The sequence below is a fragment of the Aeromonas sp. R7-4 genome (genome assembly GCF_040908055.1).
Lineage (GTDB): Bacteria > Pseudomonadota > Gammaproteobacteria > Enterobacterales > Aeromonadaceae > Aeromonas > Aeromonas sanarellii.
In genome coordinates, this window is record NZ_JBFODA010000013.1 from 60,119 (window position 1) to 83,399 (window position 23,281).

At 63.5% G+C, this 23,281-nt stretch carries 14 protein-coding genes; 4 read left to right on the top strand and 10 right to left on the bottom strand.

Annotated features, from left to right (window positions below):
- Positions 1-54: 54 nt before the first annotated feature.
- Positions 55-1,815, bottom strand: a complete 1,761-nt coding sequence (locus AB5Y72_RS02360) for a polysaccharide biosynthesis/export family protein (RefSeq protein ID WP_325782555.1) — start codon at positions 1,813-1,815, stop codon at positions 55-57.
- 29 nt (positions 1,816-1,844) lie between these two features.
- Entirely contained in the window at positions 1,845-2,090 is a 246-nt protein-coding gene (locus AB5Y72_RS02365) for a hypothetical protein (RefSeq protein ID WP_325782396.1), read from the bottom strand.
- 1,111 nt (positions 2,091-3,201) lie between these two features.
- On the opposite strand from AB5Y72_RS02365, the gene AB5Y72_RS02370 reads away from it, so the two are divergent.
- Positions 3,202-3,726, top strand: coding sequence for an acyloxyacyl hydrolase (locus tag AB5Y72_RS02370; protein ID WP_216989971.1), 525 nt, complete (start codon positions 3,202-3,204; stop codon positions 3,724-3,726).
- A gap of 66 nt (positions 3,727-3,792) precedes the next feature.
- Here the strand turns inward: AB5Y72_RS02370 and AB5Y72_RS02375 are convergent, their stop codons facing one another.
- The 3 genes from AB5Y72_RS02375 to AB5Y72_RS02385 form a co-directional block, all read right to left on the bottom strand.
- The gene (locus tag AB5Y72_RS02375; RefSeq protein ID WP_325782395.1) at positions 3,793-4,434 is read right to left on the bottom strand and encodes an energy-coupling factor ABC transporter permease; all 642 of its coding nucleotides are present in this window, start codon (positions 4,432-4,434) and stop codon (positions 3,793-3,795) included.
- Positions 4,435-4,527: 93 nt separating this feature from the next.
- On the bottom strand, positions 4,528-5,370 hold the full coding sequence (gene pflA, locus AB5Y72_RS02380; RefSeq protein ID WP_325782394.1) for a pyruvate formate lyase 1-activating protein: 843 nt from the start codon (positions 5,368-5,370) through the stop codon (positions 4,528-4,530).
- A gap of 75 nt (positions 5,371-5,445) precedes the next feature.
- On the bottom strand, positions 5,446-8,385 hold the full coding sequence (locus AB5Y72_RS02385; RefSeq protein ID WP_325782393.1) for an EAL domain-containing protein: 2,940 nt from the start codon (positions 8,383-8,385) through the stop codon (positions 5,446-5,448).
- 134 nt (positions 8,386-8,519) lie between these two features.
- On the opposite strand from AB5Y72_RS02385, the gene AB5Y72_RS02390 reads away from it, so the two are divergent.
- Complete coding sequence (locus AB5Y72_RS02390) at positions 8,520-10,208, top strand: FAD-dependent oxidoreductase (protein WP_325782391.1); 1,689 nt, start codon at positions 8,520-8,522, stop codon at positions 10,206-10,208.
- Positions 10,209-10,298: 90 nt separating this feature from the next.
- Here the strand turns inward: AB5Y72_RS02390 and AB5Y72_RS02395 are convergent, their stop codons facing one another.
- The 5 genes from AB5Y72_RS02395 to AB5Y72_RS02415 are packed head-to-tail and all read right to left on the bottom strand — an operon-like array spanning position 10,299 to position 15,418.
- The gene (locus tag AB5Y72_RS02395) at positions 10,299-10,736 is read right to left on the bottom strand and encodes an ion channel (protein WP_279956323.1); all 438 of its coding nucleotides are present in this window, start codon (positions 10,734-10,736) and stop codon (positions 10,299-10,301) included.
- Between the two features lies 1 nt (position 10,737).
- A complete protein-coding gene (locus tag AB5Y72_RS02400; protein WP_325782389.1) occupies positions 10,738-11,766 on the bottom strand; it encodes a hypothetical protein in 1,029 nt (342 codons plus the stop codon).
- An 8-nt stretch (positions 11,767-11,774) separates the two neighbouring features.
- A complete protein-coding gene (locus AB5Y72_RS02405) occupies positions 11,775-12,869 on the bottom strand; it encodes an HlyD family secretion protein (RefSeq protein ID WP_325782387.1) in 1,095 nt (364 codons plus the stop codon).
- Positions 12,862-14,376 (bottom strand): efflux transporter outer membrane subunit, encoded by a 1,515-nt coding sequence (locus AB5Y72_RS02410; RefSeq protein WP_325782386.1) that lies wholly within the window; start codon positions 14,374-14,376, stop codon positions 12,862-12,864. The genes AB5Y72_RS02405 and AB5Y72_RS02410 overlap by 8 nt, the downstream gene beginning before the upstream one ends.
- A gap of 4 nt (positions 14,377-14,380) precedes the next feature.
- Positions 14,381-15,418 carry an AI-2E family transporter gene (locus AB5Y72_RS02415; protein WP_325782385.1) on the bottom strand — a complete coding sequence of 346 codons (1,038 nt, stop codon included), beginning with the start codon at positions 15,416-15,418 and terminating at the stop codon, positions 14,381-14,383.
- 560 nt (positions 15,419-15,978) lie between these two features.
- Between AB5Y72_RS02415 and AB5Y72_RS02420 the strand changes: the two genes are divergently transcribed.
- Positions 15,979-20,826: an alpha-2-macroglobulin gene (locus tag AB5Y72_RS02420; protein WP_368198540.1), complete on the top strand. Its 4,848-nt coding sequence runs from the start codon at positions 15,979-15,981 to the stop codon at positions 20,824-20,826.
- Entirely contained in the window at positions 20,792-23,200 is a 2,409-nt protein-coding gene (pbpC, locus tag AB5Y72_RS02425; RefSeq protein WP_368198541.1) for a penicillin-binding protein 1C, read from the top strand. Before AB5Y72_RS02420 ends, pbpC begins: the two co-directional genes overlap by 35 nt.
- The last annotated feature ends 81 nt before the right edge of the window (positions 23,201-23,281 follow it).

Genomic DNA, 23,281 nt, shown 5'->3' on the forward strand with positions numbered 1-23,281 from the left:
CATTTACCCTATGACAGACTCGCCATCGGACGAGTCTGTTGTTTATCCGGGAGGTTAGTTACCCAGTACGACGTCCGCCGCCACGGCGATCTGATAGATGATCTGGGTGATGTCTTTGACGGATTGCATGGTTTTGCTATCAACCTTGGGCAAGACCAAGATCTGGTCTCCAGGCTGGACACTACCCTGGCCCTTGAACTCCACCAATCCGTTGGCATGGACCACGGCGATGCGCTTGTCGTTGGCACGCTCGGTAAATCCACCTGCCCACGCGACATAGTCGTCGAGGTCTGCATTGGCGTTATAGACCACGGCTTGCGGCATCAGCACCTCTCCACCCACCTGGATAAGGTCTGTCTTGTTCGGGATGACGATTTGGTCGCCCTGCTCCAGCTGGATATTGGCGATGATGCCTTTATCCGATACCACGACCTTGCCGAGTGGCTGGATCTTGCGGGCCTTGTCCACAAACTGCATGACCAGTTCGGCCTCTTTGGCGCGGATGGCAGCCTCCCCGTCCGAACTGGCGGGAGCGGTGAACACGCTGCGTTCCAGTCGGTTGAGCGACTCATCCAGCATCTCTTTTTGTCTGGCTGCCACGCTCTTTCGCATCAGGTAGATGGATTGGTAGTCCGCCAGTTTGGGGTCGATGGGAATGTGGTTAAGCAGGTCGTGCAGCTTGGTCTCTTTGCGGACGGTGAAATAAGAGGGGCCCATATAACTGCCAGTGACCTGCACATCGTACACTTGCGCATGCATGTCATCGTTGAACAGGACTTTGTCCCCATCTTTAAGCTGCACCTGTGCAAAATCTTTGTAAGGAAGATAAATGGAGAAAGGGCCGTTTGGACGATCACCTATGATCCCGACGTGACTCACCTTGGCGAGGGGGAGGGCATAATTGACCAGCTCGGAGCCCAAGGTGTTGCGCTCTTTCAACTCGAAGCGGAACGGATTGCGTACCTTGCCAGCCACATTGATCATCGGTCCCTGGGGTTCCACTAGGATCACATCCTGATCCTTCAGCGAAAACTTGGGCATTCTGCCTTGCTGCATGAATTCATACAGATCGATCTGCTGGATGACTTGATTTTGGCGTAACACCTTGATCTGACGATAGCTGCCCCGTTCAGAGTCGATGCCACCCGCACGCTTGAGGAAGTAGAGCACGCTGTCGGAAGATTGCCCGGCATATTGGCCTGGGCGGATCACCGGACCGGTGACGAAGACGCTGACGGGAGTAGTGGTCAATAAGTTGACATAGATATTGACGTTGTTGGTAAACACATCCCCAATCTTGCTGGTGACCAGGTTATTCACTTGGTTGGCGGGCACGTTCTTGACGTTGATAGGCCCTACATCGGGAATAAAGATATTGCCCTGATTATCGACAGTCACGACGTTGGAGAAGTTGACGGCACCCCAGATCCAGATATTCAGTTTGTCACCCGGCGCTATCAGGTAATTGTCGTTCAGGCCGTCACTGCGCTCTGTTTCATATCCGCCCGCAAAGAGATTGGCGCCGTAGGGGGGAGGGAGTCCAGCCTCGGCCTGTGGCAGCAGTTTGCGCACATCAGATTCGCCCGGCAATAACATTCCTTGTCGGTTTTGCTGGGTGAAGCTGCCTGTCGTCGAGTTAGTGTTGGCCTGGGCGCTCAAGGCCGATTGGCCACCGAGTTGGGGGCCTGTGCTCCCCGAGAGGCTATAGCCAAATGACTGTCCGCTGAGTTGTGCCTGGTCAGGTGCTGCGGCAGACATGGTAGGGCAAGAAGTGCTGATGAGAAACAGGAGGGTACTCAGTTGACGAATGTTCATTGTCTTCAAAACGTTTACCTTCAAGTTTATTAGTCAGCCAACAGGTTGCCGATAGATGCCTGTTCCAATTGGGGCACCAAGTACCATAGATCTTCTTCACTCTTGCATACGGCACTTCTCTGTGAGTGACCTTGAATGTTGTTGAGAAATAGCTCAGCACACTCACGTCCCAGAGCAGATACATAGCGTTGACCAAGGGTGAATGTAGTGCTGTTTGTGTTGAGCGTCGCCCCTTGAGGCAAGGTGTTGAGGGCCTGCTGCATCTCTGCTGCCATAGGCTGATGCTCGTTGGAAGCCGATGAATTAACAAGGGGTCGAGACGCTTGGACTTGCTTTGGCTCATATGCGCAGCCAGCTATTTGCAGTGCCAGCGTTAACGCTAGGAAATGGGTCGTATAACTCATATGTCAATATTTTCCACGAAGTAGAAATCTGAAGCCTGAGGGATAAACTGGGGCGCCGTTATGTTGTAAGAGTGCTTTGTCATTATCTTGGTGAGGATGGCGCCGTTGAGCTGAAAAATGGTAAAGCTACCGCACGGAAATGTCATAGCTCCGGACGAAAAGCAGAAAAATACAGACGTAACGATGCGGCAGGTAATTAATGATTACCCGCGCTATCGATATATATTATTTCGCACCTATGATGTGACATGGTGGCCAAATATGCGTCGCGCATACTACCATTGAGGTTTCGTATGGGTCAACACAAACATGTATCTCTTTGAGACCCCATGACCATAACACATTGTATTGCCATGGCAGAGAGTCCTAGTTGTCTAATACAATGTATTTGATTTTTATTAAGTTTTGGTTCAGCTTCTCCTCAGGGATTGGGGGGCATGATAGCCATCTACCTGTACATTAACTGTACTGTTTCGTTCTGGAAGTTATCCTGACTACCACTCTTGTCATCATCTTCCATCGATGAAGATGGTAATGGTTGAGCCACCTTATTCAGGGGGCTGTCCCCGAGACGTTTTGGTCGGCCCTATTATGCTTATTTCAGGTATTGAGGGTGGGGGGCACCATGGACAACGGCACCTTCTTCGCACTGCTTCGCTCTTTTGCACAGCTCAGCCCCATGCAACTGGTGCGGGCTCAAGAGCAACTTCATGACCACCTAAAACGTAACCTGCTGCACTAGGCCCTCGCTGACCACTACAATGCGTTCTTTATCAGATTATCTTGGTTGCGCTTGATGGATAAATGAAACTGAAACAGTGAATTAATCTGTATTTTTCTTTCAGGTACTACATATGTAGACCAGTCTACTTAAACGGTGTGATTTTTTAGTTTTAATATCCATTGGACAACCCCCCTTCTGACTGACTATGCCTGAAGTGTGCTTGGGCGCTTAAGCATAAAAACAGGATAGGAGGGGAACATGGACGTGAAGGCTCTCTTAGTTGTTGGATGGATTGGTTTGTGGGCGAACTATTCGAGTGTTCATGCCGATGACAACATCATGGCTTTGCAGCTGGGAACACCAGCCGAAAGCGAGAAACTCGACATATTTACTGTCGATGTGAAATATCATCATATGTTCTGGCAATGGGATGAAACGGATTGCCAGCTTGGTTTGGGGGGGCGTGGCGGCCTGTTGGATGTGGGTCATGAAGAAGGGGCAAGACTGGGGGTTGGGGCTCGCGCCGAATGTCTATTGGGCAATTGGGTCGTATGGATGCCGTTTGAAGTGCTGTGGCTAAGCAAATATGAGTTTGGGCACAGGGGAAATGGCTTCAAGGACTATGGGGGGCCTGTCCAGCTATCGACAGGGTTGGGACTGGGTTATGCCTTTCATAAGAACTGGATGGTAGGCTACCAATATGAGCACATGTCCAACGGCAAAATGTATGATTCTAACCCCTCGCTTGATAGTCATACTCTTCATATAGAATATAGATTCTAGGTTGACAGGCTTGGTACGGTATGGCGGTGGTTATTACTCCCTATGCCGCTTATGTGAAGCAATTTATCAGCGCCCCAGATACTCCCGATCGAAGAAGGTGTTGACCCAGTGGGGGCGATAGACGGCGAGCAGTGTCATGGTCATGCCGTTGAGCAGGGCCTCGGGGAAGAGCAGCAGGGGCCAGATGGAGAGGTAGTCGGCGCCGATGGTGTGCCAGGGGTAGGTGCCGCTCATCCCCATCAGCAGGGCGCTGGCGATCACCTTGACCGAGATGCTGAGTGCGCCGCCGAGAAAGGCGGCCACGAACAGGTAGACGAAGAGGTGGCGGGGCAGCCAGGCCCAGCTCGCCAGAAACAGCAGCCAGCTGGTGGCCACCGGCAGGGCGACGCCGATCAGGGCCTGCCAGCCGATGTCCGCGAGTTCGGTGACATCGAAGGCCGCGAGGATCAGCAGGGTGAGGCAGGGGGCGAGCAGGGCGAGGCGCCAGCCCAGCAGCAGGGTCAGGCTGGTGAGGCCGAGAAAGTGGATCTCCAGCCCCTCGTGCAGCCCGGCCCGCAGGGCCCAGAGCGGTATCAGGACGATGGCGCTCCCCAGGCAGAGGTGCTGGTAGAGCGGGTTGGCGTGGAGGGTGCGCAGCAGGGAGGCGTTCAGGCTGAAGGCGAGCAGCACCAGCCAGAGCAGGAGGGCGGAGACTTGTCCTTCACTCATGACCTGTTCCCTCGGATGTCACTGCCCGGTGATGAGCCCGGGCGCTGGCGGCACAATGAAAAGAGGCCGCCCTCTGCCGGGCGGCCTCCTGTCTCAATACTTCACGTTGGGGTGATACTTGCCGAGGATGCCCTGGATCCTGTCCATGGTCTCCTTGCTGGGGGGCTTGATCCCGACCAGATCGTAAGTGTCCCCCAGCACGTCCCACTTGTGCTTGCCGAGCTCATGGTAGGGCAGCAGCTCCACCTTCTCGACGCACTCCCCCAGCTCGGCGATGAACTGGCCGAGCCCTTCGGCACTCTCGTCATCATCGGACCAGGTGGGCACCACCACGTAGCGGATCCACATGGTCTGGCCGCGGGACGCCAGATAGCGCGCGAACTCCAGGGTGTACTTGTTGCTGACGTGGGTAAGCGGAATGTGCTTCTCGTCGTTGATCTGCTTGATGTCGAGCAGCACCAGATCGGTGTTGTCGAGCACCCGATCGAGCAGCTCGTCGTAGTGGCGCACGAAACCGTTGGTATCCAGGCAGGTGTGGATCCCTTGCGCCTTGCAGGCGGTGAACAGCTCGGCGATGAACTCCTGCTGCAGCATGGCCTCGCCACCGGAGGCGGTGACGCCGCCGCCCGAGGCATTCATGAAGTGGCGATAGCTGGTGAGATCCTTCATCAGCTCGGGCACGGTGACCTCGCGGCCGCCCTGGGTGTCCCAGGTATCCCGGTTGTGGCAGTACTTGCAGCGCATCAGGCAGCCCTGCATGAACACGATGAAGCGAATGCCGGGGCCATCGACGGTGCCGCAGGTCTCGACGGAGTGGATCCTGCCAATCACTTCGGTACTGCTGGCGTCGCCGGCTTCAACGGCGGGGATCCGCTGTGCGCCGTGGTCGGCAGGCCCCTTGGTTTCAACGACAGGGTTCCGGTTAATGACTGACATAGACGACTCCAATGGTTCGGACAGGGTACTAGCGGTCGTTATTTTATGACAGAAAGCCCTATAAATCCTACATGTTTAGCCTGGCCGGGCACCGCCAAGCAGACGCTCCAGCGCCTTGACGGGGAGCGGCCTGCTGGTGAGGAAGCCCTGATAATGCTGGCATCCCAGGGCCTTGAGCACGGCGAGCTGCTCCTCTTCCTCCACCCCTTCGGCGGTCACGGTGAAGCGAAAGACCTTGGCCAAGTCCAGGATGGCCTTGACGATGGCCTTGTCCTGCTCGCTGTGCACCAGCGTCTGGATGAAGCTTCTATCCAGTTTGACCTCATCGGCGGGCAGATCGCGCAGATAGGCCAGTGAGGAGTAGCCGGTGCCGAAATCGTCGATGGAGATGAGCAGGCCCAGGGCCTTGAGCTGGCGGATCCTGGCGATGCTTTCCAGCCGGTTTTCCAGCACCACGGACTCGGTGACCTCCAGCAGCAGGCGCGACGGGGGCACGCCGGTGTCCCGCAGTATGTACTCCACCTGCTGTACGAAGCCGGCGGTGTGGAACTGGCGGGCGCTGACGTTGACCGACAGGTGGGGGATGACCAGGCCGTTGTTGAGCCAGAAGCTGTACTGGGCGCAGGCGGTCTTCATCACCCAGTAACCTATCTCCTGGATGAGGGTGGTCTCTTCGGCGATGGGGATGAACTCGCCGGGGGGCACCATGGTGCCATCGGCCTTCTGCCAGCGCAGCAGCGCCTCCACGCCGGAGAGGCTGCCGTTGTCGACCCTGTACTGGGGCTGGTAGTGCAACACCAGCTCGTTGTTGCGCAGGGCATCGCGCAACTGGTTATTGAGGGAGAGCTTGCTCTTCTCCCTCTCCGCCATGGCCTCGCTGAAGAAGATGTGGTTGCCCTGACCGGCGCGCTTGGCCATGTGGACGGCGGTATCGGCCTGCTGCATCAGGATCAGGTGATCCTTGTCGTCATCGCTGAACAGGCTGATCCCCACCGAGGCGCTGCAGTGCAGCTTGTGATCGCCGATGTCGAAGGGGTGGCGGAAGATCGCCATCAGCTCCCGGGCGAAGTGCTCCGCCAGGATCTTGGCGGTGACATAGCCCTGGCCCAGGGCGGTAAACAGCAGGGCGAACTCGTCCCCCGAGGTGCGGGCCAGCACCAGGTTTTCCTGGGGCAGGGACTTGAGGCGCACCACCACGGCCTGGAGCAGCAGGTCGCCGCAGGCGTGGCCGAGGGAGTCGTTGATCGACTTGAAGTTGTCCAGATCCAGCAGCAGCAGGGCCCCCCACTGACCGCTCGGGGTCTGCAGAGTGCGCTGCATGATGTCGTTCAGGCTGCGCCTGTTGTAGAGATCGCACAGGTCGTCGTAATAGGCGAGGCGCTCGATGTGGCGGGCCGTCTCCTTCTCCTGGGTGATGTCGTGGAAGCTGCTGACGAAGTGGCTGAGCTCCCCCAGATCATCCCTGACGCCGCTCACCATGAGCCGCACCGGGAAGAGATGCCCCGCCTTGTGCAGGCACTGCTCCTCCCCGCTCCAGTACCCCTGCCGGTTGACGGCGGCGACCACCTCCTCTTTCAGGCTGTCGCCGTAGTAGGTGGGCCTCAGGGTGTCGATGTGCTGGCCGATCATCTCCTCGCCCGCAAAGCCGGTGATGCGGCTGAAGGAGGCGTTGACCTTGAGGATGATGCCGCCGTGATCCATCACCAGCAGGCCGTCGTGGGTGTTGAAGGCCACCTCGGCCAGGCGCAGGGCATCGTCATTGGCGATGCGCTGCAGCTCGACGGCGGCCCGCTCACGCTGCTCGTAGAGGGCGTCGAGCAGGGGCATGGGGTCGGCAAGCGGCCCGGCGAGCAGCAGGGTGAGCTGACCCAGGGGGAGGCCGTTTGCGCCCTGGAAGGGGATGCCGATGTAGCTCCTGGCATTGAGGGCCAGCAGCTGGCTGGCCTGGGGGTAGCGCAGGGGCAGGTCTTCCACGTAAAGGCTCTGGCCGTGCTGGTAGATCTCCCGGCACGGGCCCATCTCCATGCGCATGGGCTTGACGGCGGAGAAGGTATCCCCTTCCAGCACGCAGCGCGGAATGAGCCAGAGATCCTGGCCGCGGGGCTGAAACTCGCCGATCCAGCCGATGGTGGCGCCGCTGGCGTCCATGGCCCATCGCACCAGGGCGCGGCAGTAATCGCTGCCGGTCTTGTTGGCCAGTCCGTCGGGAGAGGGGATGAGCGGAGACTCCGTCGCCACGGGCTCCGGTTGCCAGTGGCCCAGCAACTGGGCGCAGTGACGCACCAGTTGCAGCGTCTCGTCGCCGATCAGGGTGGTTTCGGCATACTCGAGGCTGAGCACGCCGACGAGCTTCTCCTGCTCCAGCAGGGCGCCGTCCAGTCGGGAGCTGACGCTGGCATCGGCCAGGTAATAGTGCTGGCTCAGCATGGGCTGGTGCGCCGCCTCCGAGAAGCTCAGGGCGCCCCGGGTGCGCAGGGCGCGGATATAGCGGCTGTCGCCGCGGATGGCGCCAACGGATTCCACCCCCAGGGTGAACACCGGGGTCAGCTGTTCGCTACCGAGGGGGCCATTGGCCTGGTAGTGCCAGAGGATCAGGCGGTCAGCGCCCAGGCACTCCTTGAGGCTCTCCAGCATGGGGGCGTACTGCCGCTGGCTGGCCATCTGGCTCAGGCGCGGCAGTTGCAGCGACAGGTTGGCCGCACTCTCCTGAGGCTGGGTCTGCAGGCAGATGAGCCAGAAGGCGTCCTGCTCGCGAGAGAGGGAGACATGCCACAGCAGGGAGTCAAAGCGCAGCAGGAGCTTGCCCCCCTTGCCGCTGGCGAGGCGCTGCTCGATGGGCTGGCGCAGGGCGTCCGGCAACTGGGCCGGCCAGGCGCTGCGGGGTTCGTCAAGCCAGTGGAGCGGGGTCTGCATCACATCGGTCAGGGCGACCAGCCGTTGACTACGGGTATCCAGGCGAAAGAACAGCGGGGCCTGGCTGGCGGTCGGGAGATGGCTGAGCGCGGTAGACGACATGAACTGACACTATCCTGTTGAGCAATTGTCGGAGGCCAAGAATACTGCAAAACCGTGGCAAACAAAATTTCATTGATATCTAAATTAGAAATGCCTAATTTATTGGTCATCTCATGTTGAGCGGAGTCTTGCAGATGAAACGGATCCTGATTGTGGGTGGTGTGGCCGGGGGGGCGTCGGCGGCGGCCCGCGCCCGTCGTTTGAACGAAGAGGCCGAGATAGTGGTGTTCGAGCGGGGCGAGTTCGTCAGCTTCGCCAACTGTGGGCTGCCCTATCACATTGGGGGGGACATTCCCGACCGGGATGCCTTGCTGCTGCAGACGCCGCAAAGCTTCAAGCGCCGCTTCAACGTGGATGTGCGGGTCTTTCACGACGTCATCGAGATAGACAAGGCCGGCAAGACCCTGCTGGTGCGCAACCTGCAGACCGGTGAGGAGCGGCGCGAGCCCTATGACAGACTGCTGCTGAGCCCGGGCGCCGCCCCCATACGGCCGCCTTTCCCCGGCATCGACAGCCCGGGAGTGCATACCCTGCGGAGCATTCCCGACATGGACCGCATCCTGGCGGCGCTGGCGCACGACAAGCCGCGCCATGTCACCGTGGTGGGGGGCGGCTTCATCGGGCTGGAGATGATGGAGGCGCTGCACCAGCGCAAGCTCGAAGTCACCCTGCTGGAGCTCTCCGATCAGGTGATGGCGCCCGTGGACAGGGAGATGGCCAACCTGCTGCACGTCCGCATCCGGGAGGAGGGGATCGATCTTCGCCTGCGCACCGGCCTCAGTGCCATCGAGAGCCTGGCGGTGCCGGCAGAGAAGACCTCGGCGGTGGCGAGCGCCCAAGGGGGCGGCCTGCGGCTGACCCTGAGCGATGGCAGCCGGCTCGACACCGGCCTGCTGATCCTCGCCATCGGCGTCAAGCCGGAGACCCTGCTGGCGTCCAAGGCCGGGCTGGAGCTGGGACCCCGTGGCGGCATCAAGGTGGACGCCGGGATGCGCACCTCGGATCCCTTCATCTATGCGGTGGGGGACGCAGTGGAGGAGACCGACTTCGTCACCGGCGAGCCGGTGCTGATCCCGCTGGCGGGGCCCGCCAACCGCCAGGGACGCATCGCCGCCGACAACATGCTGGGTCGAAGCGAGACCTACAAGAAGACGCAAGGCACCGCCATCTGCAAGCTGTTCGATCTGGCGGTGGCGAGCACGGGGCTGAACGAGAAGCGGCTGGTGCAGCTGGGCTTGCCGTTCGAGAAGGCCTATGTGCACCCGGGCAGCCACGCCGGCTACTACCCCGGCGCCCACCCGATCAGCCTCAAGCTGCTGTTTGCGCCGGACGGCAAGATCTACGGTGCCCAGGCCATCGGCAAGGCCGGGGTCGACAAGCGCATCGACGTGCTGGCGGTGGCCCAGCGCGCCGGTCTCACCGTGTTCGATCTGCAGGATCTGGAGCTCACCTATGCGCCCCCCTTCGGCTCGGCCAAGGACGCGATCAACATGGCGGGCTTCGTGGCGAGCAACCATCTGAAGGGGGATACCCTGCTCTGTCACGCCGCCGAGGTGCAGGCCCGCCACCCTCATCAACAGGTGCTGGATGTGCGCAGCGGCCCCGAGCTCGACAAGCTGGGTCGCATTCCGGGGGCGTTGCACATCCCTCTGGATGAGCTGCGCAGTCGCCTCCATGAACTGCCCAAGGATAAAGAGCTGCTCATCAGCTGTCAGGTGGGGCTGCGCGGCCACGTGGCCTGCCGCCTGCTGAGCCAGCACGGCTTCAAGGTCAAGAACCTCTCCGGCGGCTTCAAGACCTGGCAGATGGCGTGCGCCGAGTAGGGATGGCTGGCGCTAAGGGGTCGGTGAGCCGACTCCTGAGAGAGAAGGGCCACTCCATGGAGTGGCCCTTCTCTCTCGCATCAAGGTCGCTCACCGTTCCGGTGAGGGGGCGTCGTCGAGCTGCTTGCGGATATGGTGCTGCAGTACCGCCAGCATGCAGGCGCCGGAGAGGCCTATCATCAGGGCGCCGTTGACCGCCTCCAGCGGGCCCAGCAGCTTCCACTGCGCACTCATGACGATGTCGCCATAGCCCAGGGTGGCGAAGTTGACGCCGGAGTGGTAGACGGCCTCCTGCAGGGTGTCGAACTCGCCGAGCCACAGGAAGAGCGCTCCCCAGACGCCAATCTGTGCCAGGTTGCCCAGCATCACCAGGGTGATGATGCCAAACAGGGCCAGCATGCCGGCCAGGGCCCCCTCGCGGCGATGGAACCGCTTGACGTAGAAGCGGATGCTCCAGACGGCAACCAGGGATTGCAGCAGCATGTTGACCAGGATCACCGGGATGCCGACCAGAAAAATCGTAAACATATCACTCTCCTAGCTTGGCTTCTGCCAGCGGGCGGCCGACCGGCCACCACTGTTCGAGCAGCAAGATACAGAGCCAGCCGTAGCCGGCCACCAAGAGGTAGAGGCCGCAGCGCATGGCGGCCGCCAGCCACACATCCTTGCCGGTGGCGCTGTCCTCGATGGCGGGCCCGAGCAGGATGAGGGCCGTGATCCAGGCGTTGCTCCAGAACGAGGGCGGGAAGCGGCTGGCCACTAGTGGCACCAGCCGCCGCGCCAGCCAGAGGGTCATCAGCATTAGCATCAGCACCAGCATCAGCAGGGAGGGCCAGAGGCTGAGCCCCATCCAGAGCGCGAACGCCAGCAGGGCGCCCGCCAGGGTCGAGAGCACCAGCTCCTGGCCCGCCTGCCTGGCATTGAGGGAGGTGCTCTGCTGGGCCAGGGCCACCGTCTTCATGACGGCGGGGATGTAGAACGCCGGATTGCCGAGGGCCAGCAGCCACACCGGCAATACGATGGCCACGGCCCGCAGCGCCAGCCGCTCGGGATGCTCGGGGGGCGGTGGGGCCGGTCTGGCGGCCGTGCCCGTCGCAGGCGGGGGAGGGAAGAGGGCGTGCGCCAGCCGGTTGACCAGGGTACCTATCAGGATCCCCAGCCCCATCATCTGGGCGATGGCGATGGCAAGGCGCTGCTCGATGAGACCGGCCACCGGGATCACCGTGATGGCCATGATGAGCAGCATGGCGGCCCCCCCCTTGCCGGCCATCCCCAGCTGCATCAACAGATGGAGCGACAGGGCGACCAGCAGCACGCCGGCCAGGGCATAGTGGGTCAGCAGTGGCACCAGCAGCACGCCGGAGACCATGATCCCCAGCAACAGGAGCCCGCCGACCAGCCCCTTCTTCAGCGCCAGGGGCTCGCCGGGTCGGCACAGCACCACCCAGGCCATGATGACGCCGAGGTGGGGCATGGGCAGGGCCAGGCCGTAACAGATCCCCGTCGCGAGCCCGATGCCCGTGCCAATGCGCAGTACCGCCTGGTCAGCCTGTTCCATGAGGTGCCTCAATAGAGGAAGGAGAAGAGGCTCATCAGCCGGATGTAGAGCCCCCCCAGCCAGTGCATCGGCCCGCGCTCGCCGGTGTAGACCAGCACGTCGGCCTGACCGCCGACCCGCAGCGCCTCGACAGGGGGGAAGTCGTCGGCCTTGAAGGCGATCTTGACCGGGAAGCGCTGGGCCTGGCGCAGCCAGTCGCGGTTGTTGTCCACCGTCGGCAGCGTGCCGGCGGGCTGGCTCTTGCCGTCGCCCACCCCGTAGCCGATGCTGCGCACCTCGCCTTCGTACAGACGGCCCGGCAGGCTGTCCAGCAGGATGGAAACCCTGTCTCCCGACCGGATGTTGCCGAGGTTGTTCTCCGTCAGATCGGCCGATACCCAGACGTCGTGGATGGCGATCAGGGTCATGGCCGGGGCGCCAGCCCCGATAAACTGACCCGCATCCGTGCTCAAGTCGGTGACAAGGCCGCGGCCCGGCGCCACCACGCGGGTGTTCTGGCGATCCAGCTCGGCCTTGTGCACCGCCGAGCGGGCGCTGAGCAGCTGGGAGTTGTCCTCGCCGCTCGCCCCGGCCGCCTCGATGGCGCGCCGGACGTCGGCCTCGGCCGCCGCCACCTGGCTTTTGGCCGTCTCGCGGCTGGCCTGGGCCACCTCGAGGCGGCGCACCGAGATGGCCCCCGGATCCTCGCGATAGAGCCGCTCCTGGCGTTCGGCATCCTTGGCCGCGTTGTCATAGGCGGCGCGCATGGCCATCAGGGCCGCCTCGGCCGCCTTGACCCCTTCGTTGTTCGCCTTGACGCCGCTCAGTACCGTCTGGTAGTCGGATCTGGCCTTGGCCAGGGCGATGTCATAGGGTTCGGGATCGATCTCGAACAGGGGGGCGCCGCCCTCCACGTCCTGATTGTCGCGCACATGGACCTTCTGGATCTGGCCGGACACCTCGGCGGCGATAGGGACCACGAAGGCCTGCACGCGGGCCTGGGAGCTGTAGGGGGTCAGCCGGTCGGCCAGCAGATACCAGCCGAGCAGCAGGAGAATGAGTCCCAGCAGTCCTAGGGTGGCACGGCGGCTGGCCTGGCCGGGAGAGGCGGTGTTGTCAGTCATGGGCACTTGCCTTCTGTGTCATGGGGCGGGCGGCGTCGAGCAGGGGAGCCCAGTCGGCGCGTTGACGCAGCTGGGCCTCCACCTCCGGGGTAACCAGGGGGCGGGAGCGCCCCTGTTCCCAGCCGCCGCCGAGAGCCTTGTAGAGCGTGATGAGGTCGCGCATCCGGGCGCCGCGGCTGTTGACCAGTCGCTCCTGCTGGCTGAACAGGGCGCGCTGGGAGTCGAGGACCCGCTGAAAATCCGCCATCCCCTCGCGATACTGGGTGTTGGCGATCGCCAGGGCGCGGCGGGCGGCCTCGCCGGTCTGGGTCAGCAGGGCGATCTCCTCCTGGCCGTTGGCATAGGCCACGGCCGCGTCATCCACCTCGCGGGCGGCCTTGAACACGCTGTCGCGGTAGCGTTCGTGAAGCTGCTGGAAGCGGGCGTCCTGCACCAGGATCTGGTTGCCGAGCCGTCCCTGATCCAGCAGGTTCCAGCTGAGCGACGGTCCGACGGCCCAGGAGAAGGTGCCACTCTCCCCGCCGCTGGCATTGACTCCCAGGGTGCCGAGCAGGGTGATGGAGGGGTAGAGCTCGCTCTCGGCCACCCCGATGAGGGCCGACTGGGCGGCCAGCTGATGCTCCGCCACCCGCACGTCGGGACGACGGCGCAGCAGATCCGCGGGCATCTCGGTAACCAGGGCCAGCTCCCCTTCGGGAATGGCCCCCGTGCCCTGCGCCATCTCGGGCAGGGGACCCGGGGATCGGGCGAGCAGGGTGGAGAGGGCGTTCTGGCTCTGGCGCAGGCTGGTCTCGAGCTGGGGAATGCCGGACAGGGTGCCCAGGTACTGGGTCCTGGCCTGCTGCACGTCCAGCTCGGCGCTGTTGCCGCTCTTGAACAGCCGCTCGGTGATCTCGAGGCTGCGCCGCTGGATGCGGGCATTCTCCCGGGCGATGTGCAGCCTGGCCTCCAGGGTACGGATGCTCACATAGAGCTGGGCCACCTGGGCCGCCATCAACACCTGGATGTCGTCATACTGGGCCAGGGTCGCGAAATAGCTGGCATCCGCCGCCTCGACTCCGCGCTGGAACTTGCCCCAGAAGTCGAGCTCCCAGCCGAGGTTGAAGCCGGCGCCGTAGCTGCTGCCCGCGCTGCTGTGGCCGTTGCGGGTCTGACCTGCCTGGAGGAATTCCGCCGTCCCCACCGTCGCCTGGGGGCCGAGCAGGCTCTCGGCAATGCCGAGCTGGGCCTGGGCCTCGAGGATCCGCAGGCCGGCGATCCGCACGTCCGGGTTCTTGAGGAAGGCCTCCTCCACCAGAGCGCTCAGCACGGGATCGTGCAAGCTGTCCCACCATCGGCGGTAGTCGGTCACCGTCACTGCCTGCTGACCCTCGCTGGCGCTGTGCCAGTTGGCCATCTCCTCGACGCCGGGGGCCTGATAGTTGGGCCCGAGCAGGGTACAGGCGCCAAGCAGCAGGCAGGCGCCCCCTGCAAGCAGGGGGCGAAGGAGAGGAAATGCGTCGGCCATGGGGTTATTTTTCCGCGTTGGCCAGACCGTCGTTGACCCAGGCCATGAAGATGCGATAGCCGATGGAGAGCAGGGTGGCACCGATGAACATGCCGAGGATGCCATTGGTGGCCATGCCGCCCAGGGCCCCCAGCAGCACTACCGGCATGGGCGCATCGACGCCACGCCCCAGCAGCAGCGGCTTGAGCACGTTGTCGGCCATACCGGCCACGACCAGCAGCACTGAGTAGATGACGTTGAGCAGGGTGCCGTGCTCCCCCGACATCCACATGTAGGCGATGGCCGGACCCGTGACCAGGATGACGGGGACCTGGGCAATCCCCAGGATCAGCGCCAGGACGAAGAAGATGCCGACCGCCGGGATCCCGGCGAGCGACATGATGACGCCGGCCAGCAGGGCCTGGATGAAGGCCACCCCGATGACCCCCTGTGCCACGGCCCGGATGGTGCTGGTGCACAGCTTGGTCAGGGCGAGGCCCTTGCGCTCATCGGTGATGCGCATGGCGATGCGCTCGGCGCTGATGGCACCCGGCGCCCCCCAGGCCATGATGATGCCGGCCACGATGAAGGAGGCGACGAAGCCCAGCAGGCCGCCGCCCATGCTGGCGAGCATGCCGACGACCTGTTTAGCTATCTCCCCGAGCTGCGGCTTGTAGCTGATGAGGAGGCTCGGCAGATCCACCGAGGCCTTGGTCCAGAAGGCGTGCAGCTTGGCACCGATCAGCGGGATGCTGGCGACCTCGGCGGAAGGCGCCGGGATCACCAGGGTGTTGTTGTTCACCTTGTCGACCAGGGCGCTGACGCTGTCACCCAGGGAGCCGAGCATGGCGACGGTGGGGGCCACGATCAGCAGGATGCCCAGCAGGACCAGCAGGGTGGACGCCTTGCCCTGTTTTCCCCCCAGTCGGGAGGCGAAGCGCTGGTGGAGGGGATAGAGGGTGACCGCCAGGATCAGGGCCCACAGCATCATGTTCATGAAGGGGGAGAACACGGTAAAGCAGAACGAGCCCAGCGCCAGGATCAGGCCGAACTTGATGAACATATCCAGGAATCTGGCAACCAATCTCTTTTCGACAATGGACAGATCGTTATTTTCCATTCTGGTATGACTCCAACGGGGGATGGATGCACGACCATGCTGACCCGGCATGAACCCAGGGTCAGCAAGCATGGAGTGCGCAGTAATAAATAAAACCATTGCCAACGTGTGGGGGACACATTGAACTCATCTGCACGATATTTACGGCACAGATGTTGAATGTTTAAAAAATACTTAACTACTTGATATTTGGTTGATTGGCGCGCCGAGAGTGGCTAGGCCAGAGAATAATTTATGTCCCCGAGACGCACAAGCTAACAATGGTTACCAGTTTAGCCTGCGTTCAGAAAACCAGGACGAGTTCGCATATATAAAATATCAATCAGAATCCTAACCCCGAATGAATCTGATGGCCATCCTGCCGGCGAACAATATATGTGCCGGGAGGGAAGGCATCCGCCAGCAGGTTCGGCGTGACAAGGCATTTGGTGTTCCCGGGAGTGACGCTTTATCCTATTGGCTCCTGCGCCGCACTGGCGGCGATTCAACCCGGGATGGAACCTATGCGCCCCTTCAAGCCCTGCCCTGTCACTCGTTTCGCTTGGTTGTTGGCCGGGTTGGTCGCTCTGCTGCTGGCCGGTTGCGGTCCCGACAAGCCTGCCAGCCAGGTGCCGACGACAGAACCGATGGCCCGGCAGGAGGCGGGGGCGCCCGCCTCCGTGGTGCAGGCCAATGCTCGCCAATACCGCGATGCCCCGGCGTTGGCCCTGGTCTTCTCCGGCCCCCTGACCCCCAAGGCGAACTGGCAGAGCTGGCTCTCTGTCAGTGAAGGGGGCAAGCAGGTGCAGGGGGAGTGGATCCTGGCCGACGATGGTCGCACCCTCTATTTCCCGAACGTCCAGCCCGACAAGAGCTACGAGGTGAGCCTCAAGACGGGGCTGGGCCCATCCCCCCAGAGCTGGACTCTCAAGACCCGGCCGCTGGAGGCGGGGGCCTCCTTTACCGCCAGCGGCATGGTACTGCCGCTGCGCGACGAGCTGCGCCTGCCCATCAGCGCGGTCAACGTGGACGAGGTCAATATCGACTTCTTTCGGGTCGATGCGGAATATCTGCCCCGTTTCCTGGCGGAGTATCGCCCCGGTGCCGGCATGGGCAACTGGGAGCTTGAGCAGATCACCCAGCGGGCCAAGCGGGTATTCAGCGGCCGCTACGCGCTGGAGCTCGATGCCAACCGGCGCGAGACCCGCCTCATCAATGTGAAGGAGCCGCAGCTGGCCGAGGCTGGCGTCTACTTTGCGGTGATGTCGCCCCTTGGCAACTACGACTGGCGCAAGGAGACCACCTACTTCGCGGTGAGCGACATGGGGCTCAGTGCCCGCCGTTACCGCGATCAGCTGGAGGTGTTCGTGAGCTCCCTGGCCAGCGCCGACCCGCTCAAGGATGTGCAGCTCTCCCTGCTCGATGAGAAGGGCAACCGGCTACAGGTGCAAAACACGGATCCGCAAGGCCATCGCCGCTTCGATCAGGTGCAGGGGGCCCGCCTGTTGCTGGCCGAGCAGGGCACCCATCTGGCGGTGCTGCGCCTCGATGGGGCGGCGCTCGATCTCTCCACCTTCGATCTCGGCACCCAGCCCTGGCAGGCCCAGCAGCTTTATCTGTTCAGCGGGCGCGACCTCTATCGCCCCGGCGAGCGGCTCGACAGCGAGATCCTGCTCAAGGGGCAGGATGGCCAGCTGCTGCCGGGCATGGCGGTGGAGCTGGAGGTGAAACAGCCGGATGGCCAGCTGCTGGAGCAAAAACGGCTGCTGCCGGACAATTTGGGCGCGGCCCACTACGGCCTGCGTTTGCCGGATGATGCGCCGCTCGGGCGCTGGACCATCAACCTCAAGACCGCCGCCGGCAGCCGCTTCGAGTGGCCTTTTCTGGTGGAGGAGTTTCTGCCGGAACGGCTGAAACTGCAGCTTGGCAAGGGGCCGGATGGGGAAGTGACGAGTCTGGACGCCGCCCTCACCCTGCCGCTGCAGGGGGACTATCTCTACGGTGCGCCAGCGAGCGCCACCAAGGCCAAGGCGGAGGTGAAGATAAGCCGCGCCACCATGCCCTTTACCCAGTGGCAGGAGTTCACCCTGGGGGATGTGCTGCTCGCCGAGCAGGCCAAGGATCTCGAGGCGCGGAGTCTCACCCTCGATGCGCAGGGGCAGGGGACTTTTTCGTTAGCTGATGAGCTCGATGGAGTGCGCGCCCTCGGGCCGCTGGAGGTGGCCTATCGGGTGTCGCTCTCCGAGCCCGGTGGCCGCGCCGTCAATCGCAGCCGCACCCAGTATGGCTGGCCCGCGGGCAGCCAGTGGCCGGCACTCAAGGCCGACTTCGTGGCTGATCGGGTAGAGGGGGGCAAGCCGCTCCCCTTCCAGATCCTCAACCTCGATGAGCAAGGTCAGCCGGTGGCGGGGGCGGTGAAGGTGCGCCTCATCAACGAGTACCGCGACTACTACTGGCACTACGCCGATGGCGAGGGGTGGAAGTACGAGTTCAACAGCCAGCCCTATCTGGAGCAGGAGCAGACCCTGCAGCTGGACGGCAAGGGGCCGACCCCCCTTAGTTTGCAGCTGGCGGCGGGCTGGTATCGGTTGGAGGTGGAGAACAGTCAGGGCCATCAATCGAGCCTGCGGGTGGAGATCGGCAGTTACGCCTGGGGTGGCGGTGGCGAGCAGGCGCGGCCCGACAAGATTGCCATCACCCTCGACAAGCGCGCCTATCAGGCGGGCGATAAGGCCAAAGTGACCCTGGTGGCCCCGCGCCCCGGCAAGGGGTTGCTGCTGGTGGAAGATGGCGACAGCCTGCGCTGGTGGCAGCGCATCGAGCTCAAGGGTGCCGGTGGCGAGGCCAAGGATGCTCGCGGCGAGTTCGAGATCCCGGTCAGCCCCGAGTGGCAGCGCCATGACCTGCATATCTCGGCCCAGATCGCCGCGCCAGACAGCGCCTCCAAACCGGCTGGCAAGCCGCAGGGGCAGAGCCTGCGCTCGGTCGGTCTGGTGCCGCTCACGCTGGATCGGGAAGCGCGCCGTCTGCCGCTCACCCTGAGCGCGCCGGATAAAGCGGTGCCGCTCACTCGACTGGAGGTGACCGCCACCTCCACCCCCAACAGTCAGGGGCGGGTGGTATTGGCGGCGGTGGATCGGGGCGTGCTCAATATCAGCGATTATCAACCCCTCGACCCGTTCGAGATCTTCTTTGGCCGCAAGCGCTTCGCCCAGGATTTGTTCGACAACTATGGCCAGGTGATCCCGCCGCAAGATGGCAAGCTGGCCCGCCTCAACTATGGGGGTGACCGTGCGCCGCTGAAAAAGGGCGGCGCGCTGGAGAGCCGGGTCGAGATTGCTGCGCTGTGGAGCGGCGAGGTGAGCTTTGATGAGAGCGGCAAGGCGGTGATCCCGCTCGATCTGCCCAACTTCAACGGCGAGTTGGCACTGATGGCATTGGCCTGGAACGAACAACAGGTCGGTGAGGCCAAACGCGCCGTCAAAGTTGTGGCGCCCCTGGTGGCCGAAATTGGCTGGCCGCGCTTTGGCGCCAGAGGGGATGAGACCCGGGCGTTGGTGCAGCTGCGTAACATGAGTGGCGAGGATCAGGTCCTCTCCCTTGTCTGGACCCTCAATGGCGGGCTCAAGGCAAACGGCGAGCTGCCCGGCACCCTTTCCCTGAAAAATGGCGAAGAGCAGTGGCTGAGCCTGCCGCTCACCGTGACCGGGGCGAGCGGTGTGGCAAGCCTGCAGTTGGCTGCCAGCGGCAAGGATTTTGCGATAAGTCGCGACTGGGCTCTGCCGCTGCGCTCCCCCTGGCCGGCCGAGACTCGCCAACGCTATCAGATGCTGGCCCCCGGCCAGCAGATGAGCTTTGCGCCAGCTGAGCTGGCCGGGCTGGATCGCGCCAACCTGCAGGGGCTGCTCAGCCTCTCTGGCACCCCGCCCTGGGATCCGGCAGCCCAGTGGCAGGCGCTGGCCGACTATCCCTACGCCTGTCTGGAGCAGACCTTGTCCCGTGCGTGGCCTTACTTGCTGACCACGGCGGATGAGCGCATCGCCTGGAGCAAACCCGCAGAGGGCAAGAAAGCGGCGAGCGAGGCGGATGTGCAGCGCGCCCTGCTGCAACGGCTGCAGCGGTTGCAACTGCCAAGCGGCGGCTTTGGTCTGTGGGATGGTCGCTCCGACGAGGAGCAGTGGCTCACCGCCTATGCTGCCGACTACCTGCTGGCGCGCAAGGAGGCGGGTGACGCAGTGCCGGAGGCGATGCTCAATCAGGCGCTGAACCGGCTGCAGAGCTATCTCACCGACAGCCAGTACGGCGAGCGCTGGAGCAGTGCCCCCGAGCACAGCCGGCTGGCCTATCAGGCCTACAGTGCCTATGTGCTGGCCCGGGTGGGCAAGGCGCCGCTCGCTACCCTGCGCCTTGTCTGGGAGCAGCAGGCCGATCACGCCCGCTCCGGCTTGCCGCTCTTGCACCTCTCGCTGGCACTCTCAGCCATGGGGGATGAACAGAACGCGGCCAAGGCCCTCAGTCGGGCATTGGTGACCGAGCGTGGTGATGACTATCTCGGGGATTACGGCTCACCGCTGCGCGATCAGGCCCTTGAGCTCTCCTTGCTGCGCCAGCACAAGCTGGCTGCGGAGCGCTGGCCTGATCTCAGCGCCAAGGTGGCCGTCACCCTGGCTCACCGTCAGTGGCTCAGTACCCAGGAGCGGCTCGCCCTGCTGCGACTAGCCCGCTTCGATCCGGCCGTCGACTGGCAGGCCAGGGTGACCTCCTCTCTTGGCAGTGGATCCCTGAGCGGTTCGGCCCCGTTGCAGCTGGGTGCCCCCGAGGCACTGGCCGCGAGCACTATCAGCAACGAGGGCAAGGGCTCCCTCTATGTGCAGCGCACCTTGAGCGGTTACCCCGAGCAGGCTCCTACCAGGTTGAGTCAGGGGATAAGCGTGACCCGCAGCTGGTTCAACAGCGACGGTCAGCCGTTTGATCCCGCCAAGGTAAAGGTGGGCGATCTGGTGGTGGTGCGGCTCAATGTCAGCAGCGAGTCGGCGGTGCCCGATGCCCTGCTGGTGGAGATGGTGCCCGCCGGCTTCGAGCTGGAGAACCCGGCCCTTGGCAACAGCATCAAGCTCGAAGAGCTCTCCATCGAGGGGAAACCGGCGTGGCAGAGCGAGTGGAACGACTACCTCAAGCATCAGGAGTTTCGCGACGACCGCTACACGGCGGCGCTGGATCTGAGCGAGGGGATCAACCAGCAGCTGGTCTACCTGATGCGGGCGGTGACGCCGGGTCGCTATCAGGTGCCGCCGACCCAGGTGGAGGATATGTACCGCCCCGAGCTCAGGGCTCTGGGTGAGGATATCCACGAGGTGCGTATCTCTGAGTAACAAACCCTCCCTTGAGCGGGTTCGCACGCTCACTTTCTGGCGGCGCGGCTGGCTGCGACTGTGTCACGGTGGCCGCATTTGCCGCCACCGACTGAGCCGTCTGCCACGCTGGCTGCGCTTCTCGGTGCTGGGGGCAGCCGCCCTGTTTCTGTCGCTGCTGGCGCTGGATCGGATTTTCCCGCCGCCACCGCTCGACCCCGCCTATGCGCGGGTGGTGCTCGACATGAAGGGGCGGCCGCTGCGCGCCTTTGCCGATACCAGCGGCGTGTGGCGCTACCCCGTGACCCTGGAGCAGGTCTCCCCACGCTATACCGAGGCGCTGCTGGGCTACGAGGATCGCCATTTCTGGCGTCATCCCGGGGTCAATCCGGTGGCCATGGTGCGCGGGGTCTGGCAGTGGCTGCGCTATGGGCGTGCCGTGTCGGGCGGCTCGACCCTCACCATGCAGGTGGCGCGCCTTATCGAGCCCTACCACAGGAGCGTGTCCGGCAAGCTGCGCCAGATGGCGCGCGCGCTGCAGCTGGAGTGGCACTATGACAAGCGCACCCTGCTCACCGTCTACCTCAACCGGGCGCCCTTTGGCGGCAATTTGGAGGGGGTGCAGGCGGCCAGTTTTGCCTATCTCGGCAAGAGCGCAGCCAAGCTGACTTATGCCGAGGCGGCGCTGTTGGCGGTGCTGCCGCAGGCCCCCAGCCGCAACCGGCCGGATCGCCACCCCGAGCGGGCCCGCGCAGCCCGCGACAAGGTGATGCAGCGACTGGTAGCGCAGGGTGTCTGGCCCGAGCCGGTGTGGTTGGAGGGACGCATCGAGCCGGTGCTGGCTCGCGGTCACTTCACGCCGATGGAGGCGCCGCTGTTTGCCCGCCTCGCCGCCGACCATCAGGCCGGGGAGCTGGTGCACACCACCATAGACGGGGATCTGCAGCGCTGGCTGGAGGGACGGGTGGCGAGCTATATCCGCCGCTTCCCGGAGCAGACCTCAGCGGCGTTGCTCTTGGTCGACAACCAAACCATGGCGGTGCGCGCCTATGTGGGCAGCTCCGAATATGGCAACCTGCGCCGCCACGGTTACCTCGACATGGTGCAGGCGATCCGCTCTCCCGGCTCCACCCTCAAGCCCTTTATCTACGGTCTGGCGATGGATGAGGGGCTGGTGCATTCGGCTTCTCTGCTCTCCGATGCGCCAAGGCTCGGCTCGGATTATAGACCCGCCAACTTTTCCGGTGCCTTTCAGGGGCCGGTGACGCTCGCTCAGGCGCTGCAGCAATCCCTCAACGTACCGGCGGTGCAGGTGCTGGAGGCGCTCGGGCCCGACAAGCTGGTCAGCCGCCTCGACAACGCCGGGGTGCGGCTGGCGCTCTCCGACAAACCCAATCCGGCCATCGCGCTCGGGGCGGCGGGTATTCGGCTCGAGCAGCTGGTGGCGCTCTACAGCGCGCTGACCCGGCAGGGGCAGGTGGCCATGCCGGTCTGGCTGGCGGGGCAGCGAGCGGTGTCGCGCCCCTTGCTGAGTCCGGGGGCGGCCTGGATCATCTGGCAGATATTGAGCGCGCAGGGGCGGGCTGATCAGCCCTTTGCCAGTGAAGCGACCGGCCGGGTTAACCGACTGGCCTGGAAGACCGGCACCAGCTACGGCTATCGCGACAGCTGGGCGATGGGGGTCTCCGGTCGCTGGACCATAGGCGTCTGGCTTGGGCGCCCCGACGGCACCCCCATGCCCGGTTTTTACGGCCAGAGCGCGGCGGTGCCGCTGCTGCTCTCGGTTTACTCGCGATTGGCGGATAACAGCCCTCTGCCGATGCAGCCCAACACGGTCAGCGAAGCGGAGATCTGCTGGCCGCTGGGGCGCAGGGTGAGCGCGACCCTGCCTGAGACCTGTTTGCAGCGCCAGAGCGCCTGGTTGCTGGAAGGGCGCGATCCCCCCACCTTGCCAGATCCCATGGACTGGCCCTCGCCGCTGCGCCAGGTCGCACTGACCGTTGCGGGCAAGCCGACGCTGACACGTTGCCAGGATGCGGCGCAATCCGGTTTTCGGGCCCTGTGGCCGCTGTCGCTGGAGCCGTGGCGTACGCCCGGCGAGCGGCGTCAGGCGCTGCTTGCCAGCGGCTGCGCGGGGGAGGGGCAGAGCGCCGAGCTGCAGGCCCCCATCCGCATCCTGGCGCTGGGGGAGGGCAATCTTATCCGCAGCCAGCGCTATCGGCTGCAGCCCAGGGTGCTGGGGGGCGTCGGCAAGCCGGCCTGGTTTCTCAACGGCCAGCGGCTGCGCTGGGACGGGGATCAGGTGTTGAGTGAGGCCGGTCGCTACCAGCTGGTGGTGGTGGACGAGGCGGGCAACAGCGATCGCATCGAGTTTCGGCTGGAAAATCCCTCCTGAGGGGGCTCCATGGCAGGCGCCAGAATATTGACGACATCGGGGATGGCTCCGATGCCAGGGGTTATCCACCTTCGGCTGGGC